The organism is Gilliamella sp. X-23 (genome assembly GCF_057063545.1).
The window spans coordinates 48,571-75,025 of the sequence record NZ_JBXSQG010000003.1 but is presented as its reverse complement, the minus strand read 5'-3'; the positions used below and the strand labels follow the sequence as shown (position 1 = coordinate 75,025).

General features: G+C 36.3%; 18 protein-coding genes. 7 read left to right on the top strand and 11 right to left on the bottom strand.

What is annotated here, in order from left to right; all coding sequences use genetic code 11:
- Nucleotides 1-45 precede the first annotated feature (45 nt).
- Nucleotides 46-1,485: a 6-phospho-beta-glucosidase gene (locus tag ACYH9I_RS03045; RefSeq protein WP_483558826.1), complete on the bottom strand. Its 1,440-nt coding sequence runs from the start codon at nt 1,483-1,485 to the stop codon at nt 46-48.
- 13 nt (nt 1,486-1,498) lie between these two features.
- Nucleotides 1,499-3,388 (bottom strand): glucose PTS transporter subunit IIA, encoded by a 1,890-nt coding sequence (locus ACYH9I_RS03040; protein ID WP_160403742.1) that lies wholly within the window; start codon nt 3,386-3,388, stop codon nt 1,499-1,501.
- A gap of 174 nt (nt 3,389-3,562) precedes the next feature.
- On the opposite strand from ACYH9I_RS03040, the gene ACYH9I_RS03035 reads away from it, so the two are divergent.
- A complete protein-coding gene (locus ACYH9I_RS03035) occupies nt 3,563-4,267 on the top strand; it encodes a GntR family transcriptional regulator (RefSeq protein WP_091349445.1) in 705 nt (234 codons plus the stop codon).
- An 85-nt stretch (nt 4,268-4,352) separates the two neighbouring features.
- Here the strand turns inward: ACYH9I_RS03035 and ACYH9I_RS03030 are convergent, their stop codons facing one another.
- The 7 genes from ACYH9I_RS03030 to rph all read right to left on the bottom strand — a co-directional run bounded on the left by ACYH9I_RS03030 (nt 4,353) and on the right by rph (nt 15,133).
- Nucleotides 4,353-7,454: a type I restriction endonuclease subunit R gene (locus ACYH9I_RS03030; RefSeq protein WP_483558824.1), complete on the bottom strand. Its 3,102-nt coding sequence runs from the start codon at nt 7,452-7,454 to the stop codon at nt 4,353-4,355.
- Nucleotides 7,455-7,466: 12 nt separating this feature from the next.
- Entirely contained in the window at nt 7,467-8,567 is a 1,101-nt protein-coding gene (locus ACYH9I_RS03025) for an anticodon nuclease (RefSeq protein ID WP_483558823.1), read from the bottom strand.
- 20 nt (nt 8,568-8,587) lie between these two features.
- Nucleotides 8,588-9,811 carry a restriction endonuclease subunit S gene (locus ACYH9I_RS03020; RefSeq protein WP_483558821.1) on the bottom strand — a complete coding sequence of 408 codons (1,224 nt, stop codon included), beginning with the start codon at nt 9,809-9,811 and terminating at the stop codon, nt 8,588-8,590.
- Complete coding sequence (locus tag ACYH9I_RS03015) at nt 9,808-11,349, bottom strand: type I restriction-modification system subunit M (protein ID WP_483558999.1); 1,542 nt, start codon at nt 11,347-11,349, stop codon at nt 9,808-9,810. The genes ACYH9I_RS03020 and ACYH9I_RS03015 overlap by 4 nt, the downstream gene beginning before the upstream one ends.
- A gap of 997 nt (nt 11,350-12,346) precedes the next feature.
- On the bottom strand, nt 12,347-13,444 hold the full coding sequence (locus tag ACYH9I_RS03010) for a lactate oxidase (protein WP_483558820.1): 1,098 nt from the start codon (nt 13,442-13,444) through the stop codon (nt 12,347-12,349).
- A gap of 311 nt (nt 13,445-13,755) precedes the next feature.
- A complete protein-coding gene (gene pyrE, locus ACYH9I_RS03005) occupies nt 13,756-14,403 on the bottom strand; it encodes an orotate phosphoribosyltransferase (protein ID WP_483558818.1) in 648 nt (215 codons plus the stop codon).
- A gap of 13 nt (nt 14,404-14,416) precedes the next feature.
- A complete protein-coding gene (gene rph, locus ACYH9I_RS03000; protein WP_483558816.1) occupies nt 14,417-15,133 on the bottom strand; it encodes a ribonuclease PH in 717 nt (238 codons plus the stop codon).
- A gap of 160 nt (nt 15,134-15,293) precedes the next feature.
- On the opposite strand from rph, the gene ACYH9I_RS02995 reads away from it, so the two are divergent.
- The 3 genes from ACYH9I_RS02995 to ACYH9I_RS02985 all read left to right on the top strand — a co-directional run bounded on the left by ACYH9I_RS02995 (nt 15,294) and on the right by ACYH9I_RS02985 (nt 17,894).
- Nucleotides 15,294-16,160, top strand: coding sequence for a YicC/YloC family endoribonuclease (locus tag ACYH9I_RS02995; RefSeq protein ID WP_091349463.1), 867 nt, complete (start codon nt 15,294-15,296; stop codon nt 16,158-16,160).
- A gap of 11 nt (nt 16,161-16,171) precedes the next feature.
- Nucleotides 16,172-17,065, top strand: coding sequence for a DMT family transporter (locus ACYH9I_RS02990; RefSeq protein ID WP_483558814.1), 894 nt, complete (start codon nt 16,172-16,174; stop codon nt 17,063-17,065).
- A gap of 145 nt (nt 17,066-17,210) precedes the next feature.
- Nucleotides 17,211-17,894 (top strand): tetratricopeptide repeat protein, encoded by a 684-nt coding sequence (locus ACYH9I_RS02985; RefSeq protein ID WP_483558812.1) that lies wholly within the window; start codon nt 17,211-17,213, stop codon nt 17,892-17,894.
- A gap of 72 nt (nt 17,895-17,966) precedes the next feature.
- On the opposite strand, the gene ACYH9I_RS02980 is transcribed toward ACYH9I_RS02985, so the two are convergent.
- Entirely contained in the window at nt 17,967-19,421 is a 1,455-nt protein-coding gene (locus ACYH9I_RS02980) for an MATE family efflux transporter (protein ID WP_483558810.1), read from the bottom strand.
- Nucleotides 19,422-19,730: 309 nt separating this feature from the next.
- Here ACYH9I_RS02980 and yejK point away from each other — a divergent pair, with 309 nt between their 5' ends.
- A complete protein-coding gene (gene yejK, locus ACYH9I_RS02975; RefSeq protein WP_091349474.1) occupies nt 19,731-20,735 on the top strand; it encodes a nucleoid-associated protein YejK in 1,005 nt (334 codons plus the stop codon).
- A 31-nt stretch (nt 20,736-20,766) separates the two neighbouring features.
- Complete coding sequence (gene nfo, locus ACYH9I_RS02970; protein WP_483558808.1) at nt 20,767-21,612, top strand: deoxyribonuclease IV; 846 nt, start codon at nt 20,767-20,769, stop codon at nt 21,610-21,612.
- 94 nt (nt 21,613-21,706) lie between these two features.
- On the opposite strand, the gene yccS is transcribed toward nfo, so the two are convergent.
- Nucleotides 21,707-23,833, bottom strand: a complete 2,127-nt coding sequence (gene yccS, locus ACYH9I_RS02965) for a YccS family putative transporter (RefSeq protein ID WP_483558806.1) — start codon at nt 23,831-23,833, stop codon at nt 21,707-21,709.
- A gap of 862 nt (nt 23,834-24,695) precedes the next feature.
- Here yccS and ACYH9I_RS02960 point away from each other — a divergent pair.
- Entirely contained in the window at nt 24,696-26,327 is a 1,632-nt protein-coding gene (locus tag ACYH9I_RS02960; protein WP_483558804.1) for a hypothetical protein, read from the top strand.
- Nucleotides 26,328-26,455 lie beyond the last annotated feature (128 nt).

The window sequence follows — 26,455 nt, the reverse complement described above, 5'->3', positions numbered from 1 at the left end:
AAAATCTTAGTGCATCCTCGTAATAATATTTCTGTTAACTGATAATTATGATTTTAAACTTGCACCGTTGGTGCTAATCACTTGTTTATACCATTCAAATGAATCCTTTTTATAACGTTTCATGCTACCGTTACCAGCATTGTCACGGTCAACATAAATCACGCCATAACGTTTTTTCATTTCGCCAGTGGTGAATGATACGACATCAATAATCCCCCATGCGGTATAGCCAATCACATCAACGCCATCATAATCCATTGCAGTTTGCATGGCTTTAATGTGTGCACCTAGATATTCAATACGTGGTTTGTCGTGCACTTGATTGCCATTTTCAAGTTCATCAATTGCACCAAAACCATTTTCCACAATAAACAGTGGTAATTGATAACGATCATACAAACGATTGAGTGTATAACGTAAACCTTCAGGGTCAATTGGCCAGCCCCAATCACTGCTTTTAATATAAGGATTTTCAACTGCATTGGGTAGTGCACCGTTAACGATGTTATCGCGATTATCATTTTTGGCATCCGCTTTTACAACCGTTGACATATAGTAGCTAAAGCCAATGTAATCAACGGTGCCTTGTTTTAAGTAAGTTAGATCTTCATCGGTGATATCTAGCTTATAGCCTTCACGTTCAAACTCTTTTAAAGCATAAGCAGGGTAATAACCACGAACGTGAACATCAGGAAAGAAGAAGCGTTGATGCATAGCAATTTCTGATGCCATCATGTCTTCAGGGTTACAAGAATATGGATAAATTGGCACATGTGACACCATACAACCAATTTGAAAATCCGGATTGATTTTTTTACCAGCAATCACTGCCTTAGCACTGGCTAATAGTTCATAGTGAGCAACTTGGTACAGGACTTCTTGCGGATTTTCGCCCGGTTTAACTTGTACGCCCGAGTTAGTCCAAAAGAAGATAGGGTTACTGGTATCCATTTGATTGTTGATTTCGTTAAATGTCATCCAGTATTTGACTTTATTTTTATAACGCTCAAAACATGCAGTGGCAAAACGTTCAAAAAATTCGACTGTTTTACGGTTTCTAAAACCACCATACTGGCGAGCAATATGTAACGGCATTTCAAAATGCGATAAGGTGATAACAGGTTCAATGCCGTGCGCAATTAATTCATCAAAAACGTTATCATAAAAGCGAAGTCCTTCTTCGTTTGGTTCAAGCTCATCACCTTTTGGAAAAATTCGAGTCCAGGCGATCGAGGTACGTAAACATTTAAGACCTAATTCGGCAAATAGTTTGATATCGTCTTTATAATGATGATAAAAATCAATCGCGGTATGGTTTGGATAAAATTTACCTGCTTCGATATCTTGGGTGATTTGTCTTGCAACGCCATGTGCGCCTGCAGTCATAACATCAACCACGCTTGGTCCTTTACCGCCTTCGTTCCAGCCACCTTCAAATTGGTGAGCGGCTAAAGCACCGCCCCATAAAAATGGTTTTTTAGTCATTTTTGATTCCTTGTTATTGCTTAATTTTAAATATGATATCATCAACTGTAACTTCTGTTTTATCAGTTAATGAAATGAATTGGAATTGATCGGTATTAACAATAATAATTGGGGTAATTAACGGGTAGCCAGCTTGCTTGATTGCCTCAGGATTGAAGCTGATTAGTAAATCACCTTTTTTAACTTTTTGGTGTAATTCAACGTGATATGCAAACTCATTATTGGTTAAATTAACCGTATCAATTCCCACATGAATTAATAACTCAACGCCATTATCTAATGTTAATCCAATGGCATGTTTAGAATTTTCAAATACCGCAGTTACCTCGGCATCAAAAGGCGCATAAACGTGATTATCAGTAGGTTCAATTGCAATTCCTTCACCCATTAGTTTTTTTGAAAAAGCAGGATCGGGCACTTCACTTAATGGTAAAGCATGACCTGTCATTGGGCTTTTAATGTCAACTTCATCAAGAAGAATTTTAGGATTATCGTCTTGGTTATTGATAGTTTTTTGGTTGTTAAAATTATCTTGTATCGTTTCGCCAGTGCCAAAAATTTGGATTAAAATTACAGGGCCAATTAATGCAATTGCTGAACCAATTGCCACACCAAAAAATGAACTCATATTATCGGGTTTAATGGCATTGACAATGGTTAATGGTCCTGGTAGTGCTGCATAAGTATAGTAATAAGGTGTAAAGAACCCAGCAACAATGCCACCCAAAGATGCGCAGATACATCCATAAATAAATGGCTTTTTAAAACGTAAGTTTACACCATAAATAGCAGGTTCAGTGATACCAAATAAACCAGTGATAAATGCAGATAATGAAACACCTTTCATTTCTTGTGTTTTAGTTTTTATATAAAAACCTAGTGCAGCACCCACTTGACCAATTACGGCAATAGTTTGGAATGCTTGGAAAGAATCTTGCCCATATTGATTGATATTTTCGGTGATGACAGGTGTTATTCCCCAATGTACACCAAAAATAACCAATACTTGCCATACAGCACCAATCAACCCACCCGCAATGAAAGGCGCAAGATTAACTACCCAATTATAACCATTAGCAATATAGTGAGCTGCGTTTGCAGTTATTGGTCCTATAGCAATAAGTGTTGATGGCACCATAATCACTAAACAGATTAAAGGCATTAAAAGAGGTTTGATAATACTATGTAATCGTGGTTCCAAAAATCGCTCTAAATACGACAGTAGCCACACCAAAAAAAGTGGCGGTAGTACGGTTGAGTTATAAGGCGTTTCTGATAATGCAATACCAAATAAATCGATTTCTGTCCCTGCTTTGATTAATTCTGCCAATTTTGTCCAAGTGGGTGAAAGTAATGCGGCACAACAAGCCACCGCAATGTAAATATTACAACGAAAATGTTGTGAAGCAGTAATAGCAATAAAAATTGGGAGAAAGAAAAAAGGTGCCCAAGAAATAAAGTCAAAAATTTTATAAGTACTAGTTGTTTCAAGTTCAGGAAAGGCTAATTTAATTAAAATTAAGATCCCTTGTAAAATCCCCGAAGCGGCTAAAACGTAAACAAACGGCGCAAAAACAGCTGACATCGTCGCAATAACACGATTTAAAATATTCGCTTTATCGTCATTCGTTACTTTTTTATCAGTATTAATCAGTTGAGTAAAGGCGTTATAAACTTTATCAACATGTGTACCAATAACCACCTGGATTTGACCACCTTTTTCAACAACGGTAATCACGCCCGGCAATTTAGCGATGTTCTCTTTTGCGTGATCTGGTGTATGTTGGGTAACAAGGCGAAGACGCGTTGCACAGCGAGAAACGGTCACAATATTATTTTCACCGCCTAGCTCATTTAAAATATCGACAGCTAGTTTGTTATAATCTCTAATTTTTGAAGACATCCATAATACTCCTAAAAGCAATTTAGTAAGGTTATTTTATCGACAATTTCAAAATTGTTAATTACCAATTATATTGTTTGTGATCTTGATCGACTTTTACATCATTTAATTTAAAAGTTAAAATAACTTGTATAAAATAATGTTTAAATTTTTCATTAAATAAAAGATATAAAAATGATTAAATATCAGGATGTTGCAAAAAAAATCAAACAGACGATTTATCAGCAGCAATTAGCTAAGGGCACCCAACTTGCCAATATTGAAGGGTTAATTAATCAGTATCAGGTAAGTCGTAGCACAATTATCAAAGCACTTAATTGTCTAGAACGACAAGGCGTTATTTATCAAGTGCAAGGCAGTGGCATTTTTGTTCGTGAACGCAAAAAAAGAGGCTACCTCAATTTTTTACAAAGTCATGGTTTTACCGTTGATTTAGAAGATGTTTATGGTTCATCGACAGTATTTAATGTCGATATTATCAAGCCCTGTTCAAAGGTTAAAGAAAACCTACAATGTGATGACGATGAAGAAGTTTATTTTGTTAAGCGATTACGTTACGTTGAAGGCAAATTATATGGCTTAGAGCAGTCATACTATCGCAAAAAGCTCATTTGTTATTTAAATAAAGAGATCGTTGAAAATTCAATTTTTAATTATATTCAAGAAAATTACAATATTAATATTGGTTTTTCTGATAAATATATGCAAGTAATAAAGCTTGATGCTGAAATGGCGCAATATTTAGGACTGCAAGCCGGTGAGCCAGCACTTTGTGTTGAAGAAATATTTTATACTTCATCAGGTGAACCATTTGATTTTTCAAAAATCATTTATCATTATGAAAATGCAAGATTTTGCATACAAAATCACTCAAAGTAAGTTTCAGTGATGAGTTATTAGGAAGATGAATAAGAAATCGATCATTCATCTTCCTTTAATTATTAGCAAATTTAACTGTTAACAATTAAATTCTACCACCAACACCCTTAAACTTTTCAACCAATGCGGCGATTTTTTCAAAGACTCGGCTCTTTTTAATTAAATATTGGGGATTCAGTGGGCTCATTTTAGGTAGAATCTCGTTCAGCTCTGTGCCATTTTCAGTTGCATACTCTCGCTTTAACGACGATGCAATATAGCGTTTTGTGGCTGCTTCATTTAAATTTTCCTCTTCAATTAAGGAATTAAGCTCTACCTGTAACTCTTGCTGTGCATACAAGAAAAACGCATCAATAATCGAGGCTTTATCTGGAATAGCATCAAGATCAGTTTGTTTTATAAATTCGACAACTAGCTCTTCTTTAGCTCGATTTTCTAAGCTTGATCGAATTAATCGCTGAGCATCTTCGACAATGTCCTGTTTGGTTTTTTCTTGTTTATTTTGTTCATAAATTAACTCAAGAATATAATCCAAATTGATCTCTTGTGATTTTAATAGATCTATTTCAAAAACTACATCATCCCAGTCAACCCTTTGCTGATCTTGTTGATTGGCTTCTTTTTCTCGGCGTAGCCAATCACGAATATCATTATAGGTTGAACGATAATTTTGAATTGCGCGATCAGTCGGTAGTTTAACTGCTTGCATTTTTTGCAGATCTTCATCAGTCACATAATGCTTGTTTTTAAACGCTAAAACCGCTTGCTCATCAGTCATATCTAATTGTTGGAAATCTTTTAATGCAACAAATTCATCATAATTTTGCAACACATTGTCAGCACGCAAGTATTCGCCAAATAATTTAACAAACGCTTTTTTATCTTTGTCGGTAATAATTTCGTCAGGACGTGGGAATTTGTCTTGCAATTCGGCAACGATAGCTAAATAGCCATGGTGCAATTCACCTGAACTTTTATCAGTAAACCCTTCCATGTATTCCTTAAAGCTTTTTTCTAACACCACTTCACGAGTATTGCTTTTACCAAATGTTTTTATTGCATCAATGGTAGCTTGTTCTAAATCACGGAACGCCACAATATTGCCAAAGGTTTTAGTGGCATTATAGATACGATTGGTGCGTGAAAAGGCTTGAATTAACCCATGATATCGCAGGTTTTTATCGACAAATAACGTATTGAGCGTTGGCGCATCAAAGCCAGTTAAGAACATGCCAACGACAATTAATAGATCGACTTCTTGATTTTTGACTTTTAAAGACAGATCACGATAATAGTTTTGAAATTGATCGCAACTGACATCAAAGTTAGTTTTAAACATCTGATTATAATCTGCTATCGCAGCAGCTAAAAACTCTTTAGCACTTTGATTTAAGGCATCGGTTTCAAAACTTTCATCGGCAAAATTACCCTGTGCATCTTGTTCTTCATTGGCAGAATAAGAAAATATGGTGGCTATTTTTAATGGCTGATTGGCATTTTTTTGTAATTTTTTGAATGATTCATAATAGAGTTTAGCCGCATCGACACTACTCACTGCAAACATGGCATTAAACCCTTTACTTTTGCCCATTAAGCGGTGTGTTTTTTGTTTAAAATTATTCAAAATATATTGTGTGATTTGCTCAATACGGTTTGGGTGGAGTAGTGCTTTTTTATTTTCAGCAGCGCTAAGTTTTTCGAGATCTTGTTCTTGCTCTATCGATTTAAAATTAGGGCGCACATCATTATAGTCAACTTTAAATTTTAGTACCTTTTCGTCACGAATTGCATCGGTTAATACATAAGCGTGTAGTTCACGACCAAAAACATCTGCCGTGGTTTGCGTCCCTATTGCGTTAGTATGCATAATCGGCGTGCCAGTAAAACCAAATTGGTAATACTTTTTAAATTTACGCTTTAAGTTTTTTTGCGCTTCGCCAAACTGGGAGCGGTGCGCTTCGTCAAAAATAAATACCACATGTTTATCATAGATTGCCAAACTATCGTCGCTTTTCATCAAATTATTAAGTTTTTGAATCGTTGTGACAATAATTTTATTATCGGTTTTCTCAATATTGCGTTTAAGCCCAGCGGTACTATTTGAGCCATTGACACTATCTTTTGAAAATTTTTGATACTCTTTCATGGTTTGATAATCCAGATCTTTACGATCCACCACAAAAAAGACTTTATCAATAAATTCTAATTCGGTTGCAAGGCGTGCCGTTTTAAAACTGGTTAATGTTTTGCCTGATCCTGTTGTGTGCCAAATAAAACCGCCACTTTGTAAGCTACTCCACTTTTTGGCATGATAAGCGCTAATGATTTGCCACAATATACGCTCGGTGGCGGCAATTTGGTAAGGGCGCATAATTAACAATGTGTCATTCACATCAAGCACCGAATAAGTCAGTAACACATTTAACAGCGTGCGGCTGGCAAAAAAGGTGGCAGTAAAGTCTTTTAGATCTTTTATCGGTTCATTTTTAACATTTGCCCAATTCATTGTAAAATCAAAGCTGTTTTTATCGCGCTTAGTGGTGTTAGCAAAATAGCGGGTGTCGGTGCCATTTGAGATAACAAACAGTTGTAAATATTTAAACAGTGAATTGTCTTGATTAAAACTCTCTTTACTGTAACGATGCACTTGGTTAAAGGCTTCACGAATGGCAATACCCCGCTTTTTTAATTCAACTTGCACAAGGGGTAAGCCATTCACCAAAATAGTCACATCATAACGATTTGCATAATTGCCAGTTTGCTGAAATTGACGGATAACTTGTAATTTATTATTGGCGACATCTTTTTTATCTAACAGCTTGATATTTTGGATATGACCATCATCAAAAACAAAATCATAAATATGATCGTGGTGGATTTTGCGACTTTTATCGATCATCGATTCATTGGGTTTATCTAAATACTCTAATACAAAACGTCGCCATTCATCATCGGTAAATTGCATTTTGTTTAGTGTTTGCAACTGCTCACGAATATTGGCTAATAACTTTGCATGCGTGTTTAAATTAGGTAAATATTCATAGCCTTGTCGAGTTAAATCATGAATAAATTCGTTTTCTAAATCCGTTTCAGTCTGATAAACAGCTGCTGTTTCTTCAAGCTTGTCGTAGTTATCTAAAATAATATAGCTATTGGTTTCGGCAATTGGTTTTGTATAAGTCGTCATATTCTATTCCAGCTATTTAAAATTATAATTTTTAAGTAAATGATTAAGTAAAAATGCAACAGTTTGCTTTTCAGGTTCAGAAGGTTCGGAAACCATTTCATTAGATAAGGTTGAATGGCTGGTAAAATTGATAATCCGTGTTAAGTAAAGTTGTTTATCGTCAGGCAATAAGTCTGACCATTGCGGATAGCCTAAAAAACAGGCGGTTTTTTCATATAAGTTACGTAATAGGGTAAAATGATATTTTTCAATTTTATTTTCCTTAACCGCTTCTTGCAGCAACTGTTTTAAATAAAGATGATAGGAAAAACTACGGTTTGAATCGCCTTTTTTCTCTTCTAATGCAAATTTACCGTCCTCAAATCGTCTTAAAATATAACTATCTTTTGAAGTTAATTCATTATAAAGCACATTATAAAACAGCGGGTTATGGGTCGTAATAATAAATTTAATGTCAGATTCACAGGATGTGATTAATTGGGCAATATCTACCGCCAATTGGATAAGGTGATTTTCGTCCAATGAACTGACGGGATCATCAATAAAAATATAGCGTAAATGGTCAAATTCATTAGTCGAGCGTTCGCTTTTGTCAGTAATATTGCGCTCTGCGATAACTAAGTTAATCAGTGTAAAAAAAACACTCCAAATTAAATTGTTTTCTTCGCCTTTAGAGATTTTAATATTATCAATACGCTGATCATTATCCCCAGCTAGCGAAAAAGTAATAGCAGAAAAATCCTCGTTGAAATGTGGCAGTAATCTTTGGTGAGTATAGGATTGAAAGTAACGAACAATATTTTGGTCTTGTCCTTGGTCTTTCAAAATCCAGTCAGTAAATGAGTTAGGTTGAATGATTAATTGATGTTTACCCTCTTGGTGTTTATCATTATCCCAAGCAAATAAATCCTCAGTAAAGGCGTTATAGTACAGGATTTTGTGCCTTGTTAAGGCGGTATTATTCTCTTTATCGCCTTTATGCTGCGATATAATTAAATTCTTAAAGGTTTGAGATAAACGCGTTTTACCTGTACCGTTAAAGGCATAGATTAATTGGACTTTTCTATTGTTTTTATCCAGCTTTTCAGCAATATTCCTTAATGTGGTATTCATTTTTTTATAACTCTATCTTATTATTCTTGCACTTTCGGAAAGTCTAATAATAAATTCCGATAATATTCATATTGTTTTTGGCGTAATGCAATCTCACGCGGTAAACCCTCGGTGATTGAATTGGTGAGCGCATCGAATTTGTCTAAGATTTCGACAATACGGGCTTGTTCCTTGAGGGGGGGAATGGGGATTTTAAACTCTCTTAATGCTTTTAAGCCTAAATTTTTTATTGTAGAACCTGTTTTCTGAGTTTCATAATACTTTTGGGCATAACCTGTTTGTAAAAAATAAAATAAAAACTTTACAGATAAACTTTCTGACCTTATTTTGAAATAAGCAACTGATTTTCCTAAAACAATTTTTTCATTATTAAAAAGTGAAACATTTCCAATTGTTCCATTAATTGATAAAAAAACGGTATTTTCTACAGTAAATGTTTTGTTACTTTTTTTAAAAGTTATGTCATCAACTTTTTTTGTATTATTATTAAAAATTATTTTTCCATTATTAAGATTATTACCATTAATAAAATAATAATCACCTGAATTATCATAATTTGGGGTTCCATGCAAACCATCACCAATAGTACAAATTTCACCTAAAGATTTCCACTCAACCTCATCTTCTTTAAAGGTCAACAATTTATCCCGATAATAGTTGTATTGTTTTTTACGTGTGGTAAGCTCCGCTGTGAGCTCTGCTGTGAGCTCTGCTGTGAGGGCTGTAAATGTGTCTAAAATACGGACGATTTCGGTTTGAACGTGTAGAGGGGGGATGGGGATCTCAAGTTTTCTAATAATCTGAGCATTAATATTTGTTTGTGTACCAGTACCAAGTGATTTTATATATGTATATTTACTAGATAAAAAATGAAATATATATCTATAATTTGCTATCTTTCTATCAAGATTTATATTTGCACATGCTTGATTAGTCGTCATGGGTATTTTATTAATACCTACTTTTCCAACTGTAGCACCATACATAGCAATAATTACACAATTTTTCGGTATCCATTTTGCGCTTGAATTATTTACTCCTTTTTCTGTAATTTTTACACCTGTATCCCAAATATTTCCAAAATTTATTTCTTGTGTTCGCAACCAAGGGATATCACCGCCATAATATTCAGAAATATTTGTTTTTGGTGTTCCTCCTGAAGATATTTTAGCCACTTCCCCCAGCGTCTTCCACTCAACCTCAACACCTTTTAGCAACTCAGTTATATTGCTACTCTTAATCATGCTTCAATCTCCACCACAATTGCATCAATTTGGGAACGTAAGCTATCAATTTTAGCTACCGTATCTTTTATTTCGGCATTAAGCTGGGTGATATCAATCACTTCACGGGTATCTTTGGCTTCAACATACGAACTGACGGATAGATTATAGTCATTTTGAGCAATGGTTTGATTATCGACTGATTTAGCAAAATATTCGATATCTTGCTTGCTATCAAATACTTGCATAATTTCTTGAATATGTTCATCAGTGAGCACATTATTATTGGTCTCTTTTTTAAACAGTTTGCTGGCATCAATAAATTGTGTCGTTTTGACGGTTTTATTTTTGGCAAGCACCAAAATATTAACCGCAATCGTTGTTCCATAAAATAAGTTGGGTGCGAGCGAGATTACAGTTTCGACAAAATCATTATCGACCAAATATTTGCGAATTTTTTGTTCCGCACCACCACGATAAAATATCCCCGGAAAGGTAACAATCGCAGCTCGCCCACACTCGGACAGATAACTTAGTGCGTGCATAATAAAGGCAAAATCGGCTTTCGATTTTGGTGCTAGCACGCCAGCGGGCGCATATCGGTCATCATTAATTAAGGTTGGATCGTCACTGCCAATCCATTTAATTGAATAGGGTGGATTCGAAACGATTGCATCAAATGGTTTTTCGTCGCCAAACTTTGGATTAAGTAATGTGTCGCCTAAAGCAATTTCGAATTTATCATAGTTGATATTGTGTAAAAACATATTCATTCGAGCAAGGTTATAGGTGGTATGATTAATTTCTTGACCGAAGAATCCATCCTCAATGATATGTTCATCAAACTGTTTTTTCGCTTGTAATAATAAAGAACCCGAACCTGCCGCTGGGTCATAGATTTTATTGACCTTTGTTTGATTATGTAAGGCTAATTGTGAGATTAGTTTCGATACATTCGGTGGTGTAAAAAATTCACCACCAGATTTACCGGCATTCGAGGCATAATTAGAAATCAAATACTCATAAGCATCGCCAAACAGATCGATTTGATTGTCGGCAAAATCACCAAAATCGAGTTCGGCAACACCATTAAGTACCGCCGCTAATCGTTTGTTTTTATCGGCAACTGTATTACCTAATCGGTTACTGGTGGTATCAAAATCGGCAAATAATCCTTTAATATCGCTTTCTGACGGGTAACCATTAGCTGAGCTTTCAATTGCATTAAAAATATTGGCCAAATCAGTATTTAAACTTGAATTGGTATTGGCTTGAGCTACAATTTTACAAAATAATTGGCTAGGATAAATAAAATAGCCTTTGGTTTTTATTGCGTCTTTTTTAACTTCATCGGTAATGACATCATCGGATAATGTGCTGTAATCGATACCTTCTTCACCACCTTCAATATAATTGGCAAAATTTTCACTAATAAATCGGTAAAATAATGAACCTAAAACATATTGCTTAAAATCCCAACCATCGACAGCACCGCGAACCTCGTCGGCAATTTTCCATATTTGGCGTTGTAGTTGATCACGTTGTTGCGTTCCGGACATTGATTGGGCGTTATTAGAAGTCATATTTTCAAAATTCCTAAATAAAAAATAGGTATTGCCTAATAAGAAAGTAATCGATTTTTACTTCTTTATTAGTCATTTTATTGCTAACTGTTATAGGTCTATATCATAGCTGATTTGTTGTTATTTTTCTATCTGCGGGCTTTTTTATTGCTTTATTTTGAATAAATCTAAGGTTAATAATTTCTTCCATTTTTCACATATCAAAAAAACATCGATCTGGTCGCGCTCCTTGATTCTATTGCTGATTGAAAGTTGTTGATGAACATCATCCAATATCTTTTAAGAAAGATAGAAAATAAGTTAATTGATATAGGCTATTTTTCTATTTATAGGTAGATAAAATTCGAAAACGCTTAACGCTATTTTTAAGGTTTTTATTAAAAATCTAAGCAAATTGGTCTTTTGAGTTTTAGGTTTGGGTAGTACTACGTCATCATAAAGTCCAAAAACTAAAAACCAGAACCCTTTTTTTTGCCATATTTTAAAAATAAATAAAATCAAATAATTAAAAACTCACTTCAAAAAAGGGTTTTTAAAACCTAAATAGCTATTTGCCTTTTTACATACAATATTGATAGTATATTAACTTCTAGTTCACTGCCGTGTAGGCAGTTTTAATTAATCACGAAACGGTATAGAATCCTGAATGTTTTTTACAAAAATATAGCCTAAAACGTAACAGTTGTGTAACTACTTCATAATAAGCATACAAGTTAGTAAAATTACGCCGCTTGTTTTTGTGTTGTATATGTAATGGGTGACATGTTTATTGATACTTCATTAGGTTTTTGGGTGTTTCAGTGGTTGGATAGCAACTGGTCATATACGTTTAGCCAAATCAATAATGATGGTTATTTTTTCTAGGGTATTATCGCCATAGCACTTGTTGATGATACGGCGATAATTTTGTTTTATGTATATTCATTACAGTCATTTTTTTAACTACTGTAACCGAAGCAAGTAATTTCTACCATTAAATTAATAGGGTATTTTTAATATCTTCGATCGTTTTTGTGCCAGCTAATTGCATGGTAATAGACAGTTCTTTGTTAAGATGATCAAAGACGGATTTTACTCCCTCAGCTCCACCTAAATTCAGACCATAAAGAATAGGGCGTCCAATAGCAACAAGATCAGCGCCACTTGCCAATGCTTTAAATACATGTTCGCCACGTCGTACACCGCTGTCAAAAATGATTGGAACACGTTTGGCAACAGTAGCTGCAATACTAGGCAATACCTCAAATGAAGCGGGAGCGCCATCTAATTGTCGCCCACCATGATTTGATATCCAAATCGCATCAGCTCCGGCTGATATTGCAATTGATGCATCTTCAGGTGATTGAATTCCTTTTACAATAACAGGTAAATTTGCCATTTCTTTAATTTTTTGAATATCAGAAGGAACAATACCTTGTTTTGCTGCGGCATAAATTTCACTAATGCCTTTACCTGAACCATCACCATTGCCGTTTGATTGACTGTAAGCACTGAGATTTTTCATAGGGAGTGGAAATTGAAATTTATTAACAATATCCTCTTCGCGATAACCGCCTAACGTTGAATCAACTGTTAGAATGATTGCTTTTGCGCCTGCTTTAACGGCTTTATCGATAATAAAACGGTTAAAATCATCATCTTTACTCATATAGAGTTGAAAAAAATACGGTACATTGGGCGCGGCATTTGCGGCATCTTCAATAGATGTATTTGCATAAGTACTAATACAGAAAATAGAACCAGCCGCAGCGACGCCTTTAGCGGTGTCTTTTTCGCCTTGCTCATGAGCCAATCCTTGGGCAGCTGATGGTGCTTGAATAATGGGTGTTTTTAAGGGGATATCCCACAATTTTGTTGATAAATCTGCGTGATCAATACCTTGTAATACACGAGGAATAATTTTTTTGCGATTAAACGATAAGGTATTTTCTCGCATTGTCCATTCGTCTTCGGCACCACCACGGATATAACCAAAAGCCCCAGCCTCCATTCTTGCTTTAACTAATGCTTCTAAGGAAGCAATATTAACGATCTCTATAGCGTGTTCTTCATTACTTGTATGGTATGACATGATTCGCTCCTAATTATGAGAGTTAATACAACAGTACGGTTATATCACAGCTATTTTTTATTTAAAATTAAATAAAAAACATTTTTGACAAAATAGCACTTTTTTATATTCATCTTTGTAGGCGCTTTGTTAAGTACAGATCATAGCCTGAAATATAAAGAAAATAGCAATGAGTTAGTGGGGTTTTTTAGTTTGCTGTAAAGGGATTCAATAAAAAGCTTATTTTTTTGCTAAACAAAAAATAAACCTCGATATTATTCGAGGTTTTTCAATAATTATATATTGCCATTGTATATTCAAATACTAATAGCTTATTTTATTCCATATTCAGCCCGATAAGCCTCAACTTGTATGACTTGCTCTTTTCGCGCTGGATCTTTGTAGAGGTATTGGATCAAATCATCAAGCGTAATAATTGAAATAACATCACAATGATAGGTTTGTTTAATTTCTTGAATTGCGGATAGTTCACCACGACCTTTTTCTTGACGGTCTAGGCAGATGAGCACACCAGCAAGTTTTGATTGGTTATCTTCTAATATTCTCATCGATTCTCGAATTGCGGTACCGGCGGTAATAACATCATCAACCAGCATAACGCGTTGCTGATAGATTGAACTACCAACTAAGTTACCACCTTCACCATGGTCTTTGGCTTCTTTGCGGTTAAAGCAATAAGGCACATCAATATTATGCTGTTCAGAGAGTGCAACAACGGTTGATGAAACAATAGGAATACCTTTATAAGCTGGACCAAAAATAACATCGTATTCTAAATTGGCATCCATGAGTGCAGCTGCGTAAAAACGACCTAATAAAGCTAGATCTTTACCGGTATTAAACAATCCTGCATTAAAAAAGTAGGGGCTTTTGCGTCCTGATTTTAAGGTAAATTCACCAAATTTTAATGCTTGTCTATTTAAAGCAAATTCAATAAATTCACTTTTATATGATTTCATCGATTTTCTCCAATTAATCTTTTAAGGACTGTTTTTGAGCATCAATAATTGTTGCGATGCCATTTTTTGCTAATTCTAACAGTTTTAATAATTCGTCATGACTAAATGGTTCGCCTTCGGCAGTGCCTTGCACTTCAATCATACGACCATCATCTGTCATAACAACATTCATATCGGTTTCTGCGTTTGAATCTTCTATATATTCCAAATCACAAATCGCTTCGCCCTCAACGATACCAACAGATACTGCGGCCACTAATGATTTAATTGGGTTTTGTTTTATTTTTCCATTGGCAAGCATTTGGTTGATAGCATCGTTTAAAGCAACACAAGCACCAGTAATTGATGCGGTTCGAGTACCACCATCGGCTTGAATCACATCACAGTCAAGTGTAATTGTATGCTCACCGAGCAGTTTTAGATCAATCATTGCTCGTAATGAACGAGCAATTAACCGTTGAATTTCCATTGTTCTGCCAGTTTGTTTGCCTTTAGCTGCTTCGCGTTGGGTACGTGAATTGGTTGCACGCGGTAACATGCCATATTCAGCCGTTACCCACCCTTGGCCTTGTCCTTTTAAAAAGCGGGGGACCCCTTCATCAACAGTGGCATTACAAAGTACTTTGGTTTCACCAAATTCGACTAATACAGAACCTTCTGCATGCTTAGTATAATGACGGGTTATTTTGATTGGGCGGACTTGTTCCGCAGATCGACCAGACGGGCGCATGCAATTCTCCAGCAGTTTTAATTAAAAATTATCGTTTTGAGTTAATCATTTAGGAGGACATCAACAAGATTTAAGCGATGTTTAGCCTAAGCTAAGAGCGCATTATACAGAATTTATGATACAATGCCCAGCAAGTTTTTTACAAATTTAGGATGTTATTATGATTTCAAGCATGACTGCTTATGCAAGAAAAGAGGCCAATCAACCATGGGGAACGGCTTCTTGGGAATTACGCTCAGTTAACCAACGTTACTTAGAAACGTATATTCGTTTGCCTGAGCAATTTCGTTCACTTGAACCTATCGTTCGCGAAAAATTACGTAATCGCCTAACTCGTGGTAAAATCGAATGTAATTTGCGTTTTGAATTAGATCCTTCAGCACAACATCAAGAACTTTCATTAAATAAAGAACTGGCTAAACAGATAATTAATGCTGCAAGTTGGATTCAAACTGAACAAGATACAGCTCAAATTAACCCTATTGATGTATTACGTTGGCCGGGTGTTATGTCGGCAAAAGAGCAAAATTTAGATACTATCTCACAAGAAATTTTAGCTCTACTTGACACCGCAATTGATGAGTTTATTGCGGTACGTGAGCGCGAAGGTAAAGCGCTTTGTGATCTTATTATCAAACGATTAGAAGCGATTACCGTAGAAGTTGACAAAATCCGCCAATGGATGCCACAAATTCTTGAATGGCAAAAAGAAAGGCTAAAAAGTAAATTAGAAGAAGCCAATATTGAACTTGACAATTCCCGTCTAGAACAAGAAATTGTTATGGTTGCACAGCGCATTGATGTTGCCGAAGAACTTGATCGATTAATGACTCATGTAAAAGAAACTTATTCAATCTTGAAAAAGAACGAAGCAGTAGGGCGCAGGCTTGATTTTATGATGCAAGAATTTAATCGAGAATCTAACACTATTGCGTCTAAATCAATTAATGCTGATGTTACAGCCAGTGCGATTGAACTCAAAGTGCTTATTGAACAAATCAGAGAGCAAGTACAAAACATTGAGTGATCATTTATTCAATGAATAGAATACTTGGCATTTTAGCCGTCATATTGGCATCTGTTTTGTGGGGGACAACGGGCACAGCAGCTACATTTGCTCCCTCGCTTTCTCCTTTACTTATTGGCTCGTTAGCAATGGGCATTGGTGGCATTTTACAATGCACATTGGCGATACCCAAAATAATCAAAGAGCGTCATTTGTTAACCAAACATTTTGGTTTTCTTATTGTTGGTGCCATTGCGGTAATGATTTACCCTTTAGCTTTTTATAGCTCGATGCGGTTGTCTGGTGTGACAATAGGAACGGTGGTCTCTATTGGTTCTGCGCCGATTCTTTCAGCCATTATTGAATATATTAGCCGTGATTTTCGGTTAACTAAACAATGGTTAATAGGAGCTAGCTGTGGCATTTTGGGAATAATTTTACTTGCCTTTTCAGAAAATAACTCTACTACAAATCAATATGATCATATCACTATTGGCATTTTGCTAGGCTTAATCGCTGGATTCACTTATGCCTTGTATTCATGGTCTGCACGGCAATTAATGTTAAAAGGTATCGCAACAAAAGCGGCCATGGGCGCGACTTTTGGTTGTGGTGGCATCTTACTTATACCTGTTATGCTACTTACAGGATCTGCATTGTTTGACTCATTAACCAATATGACTGTTTGCATTTATATGGCATTGATTCCCATGTTTCTTGGGTATTTATGTTATGGCTATGGTTTATCTAAAATATCAGCCAGTTCAGCTATTACTATTAGCTTGTTAGAGCCGGTTATTGCAGCCATATTAGCGATGTTAATTATTGGTGAACAAATGTCATTAGTTGGGTGGTTTGGGGTTATATTGATTTTTCTGTGTCTTATGTTTGTGACCTTATCAAGTATTACAAACTCATCGCCTTAGACATAATAAGGCTACAATACGAGATACTGAGTGGAATTAATAGGTTTTATTTTGATTTTACTAAAAATAGTTCAGTAATTTTAGTTTATAATAATTTAGAATATATATTTTAACTTCATTAAGTTTTGCTAATAAGGAATATAACGTGAAAAAATTAGTTGCATTATTTTTATTGTTCATATGTTTCTCAAGCCCATCTTATGCTCAAGATTTTCGAGATTTGAGTTTTGACGAATTATACAAAAAAGCGGCAGAAGAAAATAATCCAGAAGCACAATTTTATCTTGGCGTTAGGTACCTTTATGGTATTTCTGTCACAAAAGATGCGCAAAAAGCAATAGAATGGTACGAAAAAGCTGCGGCACAAGGTATTGTATATGCTATGACTAATATCGCTAGCTTATATTATAAAGGTGAAGAAGTTGAACAAGATTACACCAAAGCTTTTGAATGGTTTCAAAAAGCAGCAGAAAAAGACGACGAAGCTCAATTTAATTTAGGGTATATGTACGAAAAAGGCCAAGGTGTTGAACAAAATATAACGAAAGCTTTGGAATGGTATCAAAAAGCGAGTGAAAATGGCAATGTAAATGCTCAATATTCTTTAGGTGATATGTATTTTGATGGTAAAGTTGTTGAACAAGATTATAGTTTAGCTAAAATTTGGTTGGAAAAAGCGGCCGAGCAAAATGATCCTTACGCACAATGGAATCTTGGCGTGATATATTTTAATGGCTATGATGTTAAAAAAGATACCAAAAAAGCGAAAGAATTGTTTAAAAAAGCTTGTGAAAATGGAGTTAAGCATGAATTTTGTGAACAAAAATAAAAACAACTTCAGTAAATAAAATTGGGCCAAATTAAAAAGGGCGTTAAGCCCTGATTAACTTAAACGGCAGTATTAATTACAACAATGTCTTTTCTTGAGTGATTTAAAATACCAATAAAGTATCAAGCAAGCTGTAAAAGTTGATAACAAATCTGCCGTTGGTGCTGCTGCCCAAACGCCATCAAGCCCAAAGAATAATGGCAAAATATAGAGTGTTGGCAATAAAATAAGGATCTGTCTAGAAAGACTGAGTAAAATCGATACTTTTGCCATACCAATGCATTGGAAAAAGCTTGTGGTCACCATTTGGAAACCAATAAAAGCAAAAGAAAGTGTGGTATAGCGTAGTGCAATGGCTGATATTGAGATTAAATCCTCGTCAGCACTAAATGCACGGACTAAAATATCCGGAATAAAAAACCCAAGAATAAAGCCAATACTGGTAATTACAGTTGCTACTTTAACGGCATAGAAAAAAGTGGTTTTGACACGCGAATAGTTTTTTGCTCCGTAATTATAACCAATAATGGGTTGCATACCTTGATTAATCCCAATAACAATCATAATTACTAATGTGATCAATCGGTTGGCATTAGAATAGCCCGCAATAGCATCATCACTTGATACGTTAGACAGTGGTGCATAATGTACTAATTGCCAGTTGATAAAAACCACCACTATAGAAGCTGCAACCTGCATGGCAAATGGAGACATACCGATTGATATAATCGATTTAATATAGGTCAAGTTAAGGGTGAAATTGCGCCGATATAGCTTAATATTACTGTTTTTGCTGATAAAGTGTTGCATAACAAATAAGAAGCTAATAAACATGGATAACGTGGTTGCAAAAGCCGCTCCACGCATTCCCCAGCCTAAACCAATAATAAAAATCGGTGCTAAAATAATATTGGCAATTACACTAATAAACATGGTAACCATTGCTTTAAATGGATAACCACTGGCGCGCATCATATTGTTATAATTAAACGTTAACGTAATAAAAATACTACCCGGTAAATAAACCTCTAAAAATTCTCGAGCATATACATGATTAGTCGCACTAGAGCCGACAAAATGTAAAACGGGATCGACAAAATAGAGCAATAACGAAAGCGTAATGCCACTCAGAACTGCGGTTAGCATAAACGAGGTACCTGCGACTTTTTCGGCTTTGTCGTTTTCGCCACGACCCAAAAAAATCGAAATCCGGCTCGCCGAGCCAATACCTACCAGCATACCAATGCCTGCAGTGAGGTTCATAACTGGCAAAATAATGCCTGCACCACTCAATGCTTCACGACCAATCCAATGGCCAATAAAAATACCATCAATAATGTTATACAGCGTATTTACAATTGTGCCAATTACCGCAGGCAGTGCATATTGCCAAAATAATAAACTGATTTTTTTATTTTTAAAATCATTATAAACATCAAGAGAGTGAACCATTGCTTTTATTTTTCCGCTGCTAATATTGTAAAGAAGTTTTAGGTAGCTATACGTTTGAGTATAAGGCAGTATCATTATTATTCGAATTATCCATGATATGATCATGGCTGCGTATAGGCTATATTACCAAAATAATATACTGGATTTACTATTTTTACTTATTTTTTATGATTATAGCTTATAGTAATTATCTAAACTTTTCTATTGTTACTGTGTAGTTAAATCTTGTCAAAAAATTTCAGATAACCATGCATTTCAGTATAGATTTAATGCAAGTTAACAGCACTAGTTTAACAGAGTGATAAATTGTTAATAGCACTTTTTTGACGCTTTGATAGAATAACGCTCTTACTGATTATTGCGATCAAAATAGGAACCTCACCGATGAGCGTACAAATAGAAAAGATCATATTGCATAAATTAATTAGAAAAAGCGACACCGAAATCGAATTACAACTTCGTGAATCAATGCTAGGTAATGAGCAAGCCGTTGTTAATCTAATCGAAGATATCAACCGTATCTACAACAACAAAAGCAAAGCCTATGGACTATTTAATAGCGATAGCTTATTTGAACAATCACTAAAAGAACTACGCCTTGGCAATCAAGACTTCTTACATTTTAGCCAAGAATCGACCAAACAACTGCGTAACGAATTGGCTAAATACCCTTTTGCGGAAGGGGGAACGGTTGTATTTTGTCAGTACCGTTATTTGGCGGTTGAATACTTGATTATTGCTGTACTAAATAGTTGTTTAAGTATGTTAGTGAATGAAGATTTAGATATCAGCGAAACACAATACTTAGACATTGACCATGCCGATATTATTGCCCGTATCGACATTACCGAATGGGAAACCCAAGCGGACTCAAAACGCTATTTAACTTTCTTAAAAGGACGAGTAGGGCGCAAAGTATCTGACTTTTTTATGGACTATTTAGGTGCTAGCGAAGGATTAGATGCAAAAGCGCAAAACAAAACACTGGTTAAAGCGGTCGATGATTACTGCCAAGAAATGCAATTTGACAAGCAAGACAAAACCAGCGCGCGCGAAAACGTTTATAACTACTGCCAAGCCCAATTACAAGCAGGCGAAGAAATTGAACTGAAAAATCTGGCCAACGAACTACCTGCCAGTGTTGACAATAACTTTATTGAATTTATTAAAAACAGTGAATATGATTTAGAAGAAACATTTCCCGTTGATCGTAGTGCACTGCGTCAGCTTAAAAAATTCTCCGGTAGTGGTGGGGGATTAACGTTAAGCTTTGATTCAAATTTATTAGGTGAACGCATTAAGTGGGATCCGCAAACTGACTCCCTAGTAATTAAAGGTGTACCACCTAATTTACGTGATCAGCTACAACGCAATAGCGGTTCCAACTAATTATCAACCAACAACGTTATTAGGACAAAACATGAAATACATTGGTGCACATGTCAGTGCAGCAGGTGGGGTAGACAATGCCCCAATTAACGCCTATCAAATTGGCGCAACCGCATTTGCGCTATTTACTAAAAATCAACGACAATGGCACGCCAAACCGCTTGAGCCCACAATTATCGACAGCTTCAAAAAGCGTTGCGAAAAATATGGCTTTACTAGCAAACAGATCTTGCCTCACGATAGTTACTTAATTAATTTAGGCCACCCAGATCGAGAACAGCTCGAAAAATCACGCACCGCCTTTTTAGACGAAATGCAACGGTGCGAACAGCTAGGGCTGACATTACTTAACTTTCACCCCGGTAGTGACTTAAAACAGATTTCGGTTGATGAATGTTTAGCACGTATTGCCGAATCGATTAATATCACGCTTGATAAAACACAAAATGTGGTTGCCGTTATTGAAAATACTGCGGGGCAAGGCTCTAACTTAGGCTATAAATTTGAACATCTTGCCCAGATCATCGACCAAGTTGAAGACAAAAGCCGAGTTGGCGTTTGTATTGACACTTGCCATGCCTTTGCTGCTGGCTATGACTTGCGTACTGAAAAAGCCTGCCAAGAAACCTTTGCCGAATTTGAAAAAATTGTAGGTTTCAAATACTTGCGAGGCATGCACTTAAACGATGCCAAAAGCGAATTTGCTAGCCATGTTGATCGTCATCATAGCTTAGGCAAAGGCAATATTGGCGAAGCAGCCTTTAAATACATTATGCAAGATCCAAGAATTGATGAAATTCCCCTTATTTTAGAAACCATCGATCCCGACATCTGGGCGCAAGAAATAAGCTGGTTAAAGCAGCAAATAAATGCATAAAAATTATTATATTTTCTATTTGACTATAAACAAAGTGGGTAATGCTTACCCACAAACTAGGTTAAACATTGCATAAATGTTTAAACATGTTTCATTATTCCAATTGCGTTACAAGTTCAATTATTTCCGGCAAAATATCCAAAATCAAAGCTAATTGTTGCATTACAAGCAGATCATTATTGGCTTTATCGTCATCTACTGAATTGACGGAAATGGTATCGATATAATCGACAACAGACTTCTTAATGAATTGGTATTCGCCATCTATCTTTTTATCGCTTAACAGATTAATAATATAGACCGACAAATCGTCAAACAGATCGAGCGTCTGTTTTGAGATACATTTATCACGATGTGCGCCTAAAGTTGAAAGATAACTAATTAACGTATGATTAAGCGTCAATAGACGAAATCCCTGATCAATAACCACCGGATTCATATGTGGCTCTTTGGTCATCAAACTAATTAACGACGATAAATCTGCATTACTATCATGCGTAGCTCGTCTTGCTAATCGATATTGTAGATCATTAGTTTTGCCAGACAAATACTGGCGTCCAATTAACGCCAAATAGTGACTATCATCATGACAAACACGATCAACGAGTTTAGGCAGATTTCTAAACTGCCAGTCAGGCCAAATAAAGCTCACGGCAAACCAAGCAATAAAACAACCAATCAACGTTGCAATAATGCGCGAAACAGCCACCGCAATACTGCTTTCGCCAATCAAGCTAAAACTAAAAAACACGAGTAATGTAATAAATGCTGTCGCGTAAGCATATTGTGAATTCTTAAATAGAAAAAATAGCCAACCGGTAATAATAATTAACACCAACTGTTCAGGTACACTTGGAAATAAAAACGTTAACGGAATACCCACTATGATCCCCAAAATTGTCCCCATTACGCGCAATTTTAGGCGATGTTTTGTGGTGGAATAGTTTGGTTGGCACACAAACAAGCTGGTTAAAATAATCCAATACCCATGTGATAAATCAGAAAAACAAATGACCATATAACCCACAAAAAATACCACACACATACGAATCGCATGGCGAAACAGTGCGGACTTAACCGTCAAATTCCCTTTGATTTTAACAAAAATATCATGAAAACGGGTTAACTCCTCGTCAATTAACTGATTATCTTCTTGCTCTTTTGATAAATGTTGCTCGGTATCAATATTGGCAAGTAACAGATCGATAGATAGCAAATTTTGATGCAAACTTCTTAGCGCCTTCACCATCATCATATCGGCTTTATTGCTTGCGTGATACTGATTAATTGCCTCTTCAAGATACAAAAAATAACGCGAAAACAACGAATCATGCTGATAAGTCTGATTTAACTTAATCGCCATTGCCAACTGAGCACATGCCTTCGCCTGTAAATTTAAAATACGCGCAAATCGAAACAAGATATCACTATGTTTAAAATGCAGACTCAATGCTTGATAATTTCCATGTGCCGAACTTGCGCGCTCGTGGATATCTTGTGCCACAAAATAGTAGCTCAGCATCTTCCTAATATAAGCCTGCCCACGATAGCTTTTTAACCGATTAAATAGCGAACGCTTGGTGTGATTAAATGCGCTCACAAGCTGATTATTACTATCGGTCAACTGCAATGTCTGCTTTACAAAATCGTTGGTCTCATCAGGATCGAACATTGCCGCCTTAGCATCAAGATATTGCGCCAAATAAATAAAACACAGTGACAGCGACTGCTGGGTTGTACGAATGGGTTGGATGATCGACTCAATTAACGAAACAACATTATACCAAAGCGCGCCAAGTAACAAAAAACAAGGCAACGTATAATTGTCGGTATATAGGTTATGTCCAAGCATGGTATAAGCCGCAATCAAAAGCGACCCAAAAGCAATCACCCCATAACGCTGACCAAGCGACCCAAGCATAATAAAAATAAAAGTCGAAGACACCAAACCGACAATAAATAACACAGGAAGATCAAATAACAGCTCGACCGAAAAAGTCGCAATAGCAAAACAGAACAACGTAAAGACCAAATTAATACAACGGCTTAATAAACGCGTATCAATCTCGGTCAATCCTGCCGCAACCACTCCAAGTGTAAGGGGAATCACAAGCGATGTTTGCCCCAAATACCAAGGAACCAAAGTCGATCCAGTCAAACTAATTAACATTCGAAGACTAAAAAGAAGGTTGCTACTATAAAAGACTTTGCGTAAAGTCAAAATGAATCCGTGCACGGTATATGAACTTTGAATGGGATAATAGCGAATAGGATACTATATTGAGGCAGATAGGGAAAGTATACTTTGTAATCGTTGTTTTTTGTTAAAAAACAGTCAAATAAAAAACTTGAATAAAATCAATATCTTTTCTGACCAATTTTTGAGCGGAAAATCAGGCCTTTTTGTTTTGGTGAATAGAATAAATTGGGTGCGGTGGTTTCGGACGTTTTGACCTTGGGTGAACAAAATAGCTATTGTGACCACGTCCGAGCAAAGGGAATTAGAGCGAATTCCCTTTGCAATCCCACGCTTTGGCTGCAGAATGTGGCCTGCGGCACTACTCGTATCATCCTGATACTCGCCTCTACGAGGCCATCTTCGCTGTGCTCAGATGTTCAAATTTGTTCCAGACAAATTTGTCAGACGCAGCACAAACTCGCCAAACATTCTTGTTTGGCGTGCTAACCTCGCTCTGTTGTCGGCACATTCTGACGCCGGAATAGGACAAACAACATAATCTTAGGTATTTTTTGTGAGTTGCTTTTTTGTTAAAAAGTAATGTAATTACATCCAAAAATTGGTCAGTAAAGATATTGATTTTATTTAAGTTTTTATTTAGTGGTTTTTAGCCAAAAATATCACCAAAACCATCCCCCCAAAAAAATAGGCCAACAAAAGTTTAACCTTACACACTTAACAAAACCTTAAAATTTTTAACAAAAACTAGCGTATTCTTAATCAACCGGTTATAATTCAAGCGCATTTAAAACAAGAGAAAGCTCATTAATTGAGCGAAAATTTTAAAAAAATTGAAATAAAACAAAAAATTACTTGACAGGATAATCGAAATGCGCTACCATGCATGGCATCTGGCATCTGGCATCTGGCATGCCAAACCTACGCCCAAAATCTTTTTCAATTTCACCGTAGTCTAAATCAGATACAGTTCTTATTATCATCACCGAAGTCATTTCGCGTAGCGAAATCGGCGACGTTGTCGGCAAGGTTATCACCGATTCCCAAATTGTTATCTAAATTTTCGTTATTATCAAAATCCGCGTTGTTCTTCGTGGCATTGTTCTTGTTGTCATATACACAGGGTTCTGTGGCATTAACGGCGTATACATCAGCGTATATAGAGGGTACTCCTCCGTATTTAACGTTCGACGGTGGTCGAACAAAGGCAACATCAACAGATAGTTTATTGTCTATTAAGTTGCGGGATGGAACAAGGTACACACCGTCAACTAATCCATCAAGTGTTACAAATCCGATAAGATTACCTTATGCAGGAAGTACTTTGGGAGATATAGATATGGTAATCCCATCATCAGTGAATTCAGTGAGTTTAAGTGATTTGGTCACTAGGTATAATTATTGGGGAGATGATGATGGAGATGGACAAGGTACTAATGGTGTTACTGCTACAGGGAGTATATCGGTATCATTTACGGATAAAAATGGCAATACCGTTAGTCGTAGTGATACATTAAGTATTTGCAGTGCACCTTATAAGGTAACGTTAAGAAGTATGGGAGGAAGTTTAACTACCCAGTATGGTGTGCCAAGGAGTAGTAATTTCGGTGGAGCTACAGTGGATTATTATATCAATCCGTATGCTGATGTTGGTGTTTGTTACGCAAGGCCAAATTTGTACTTTGGTGGTACTGGTGCTACTGTTGATGGTTTCCGTGACGATTCCAAGTACGCAGGTCTATCCAACATATGGTCTCCTACAAAGGGTTTTTTAACTCAGTCAACGAGTTCATCATCTTACGACCGAAATTTTCCGACAACAGGTGCTGATGGTTTGTATTTTGATTTAGACATAAGTGGAATTAATGCAAGTCAGTTGACGTGGTCTGTTGTCACAAATGGTAGTAGTATAATAGCTACAGTGACAAGTGTTACACCTAGTGATGGATGGATTCCTAGTGCTGATAGAGGAAAAGTTGTCGCACGTGTTAAGTTAAGCGGTCCTAGAGTGAGTCGTAGTCAGTGGAATTCAAGTAATCCTAGTCCTCTTACTCCATTGTCTTTGCCACAGACATTTGAGTTAGTGGGTAGGGATAGTGGGGGTAATGTGATGGTTAAATATGGATTTGTGTTAAAGCAGTGGTTCATCAATCGGGGTATTAATACGGATACTCAGTCTAACCAATCCTCTTGGTGTAGTAGTTTGGGTTATCGTTTGCCACAGGTCGAGGATTTAACTAACGCTAGGTGTGGTGTTAGTAGCGACTTCTCATGTATAAATGGTGTAGATGGCGCCACGCCTAGTTCATCTGGTAATAATTTCATGCGTCACATAGGTGCTGGTTTTTTCACGGAGTGGGGCCGCGTGGGCAGCTACGCTGATGGGGACTTCGTCCACAACCACTATTGGGCAAGCGGCGCGGCAGGTGGCTATGGTTTTGCTGTCCGCTCGTACGAAGGCGCCGTCAACGGCCCCAGCGTTTCCAATAGCTATTCCGCTGTTTGCACCGCACCTTAGCTTTTATTTCTTAGTCCTTAATTTTTTGGGCACGGAAGGCGTTTATGGTACCAATAGAAGTTAATCTAATAAAGAATAAAGCCCCCTGAGAAAGTTGGGGCTTTGAGCAGACAAAGCCTGCGAATCCA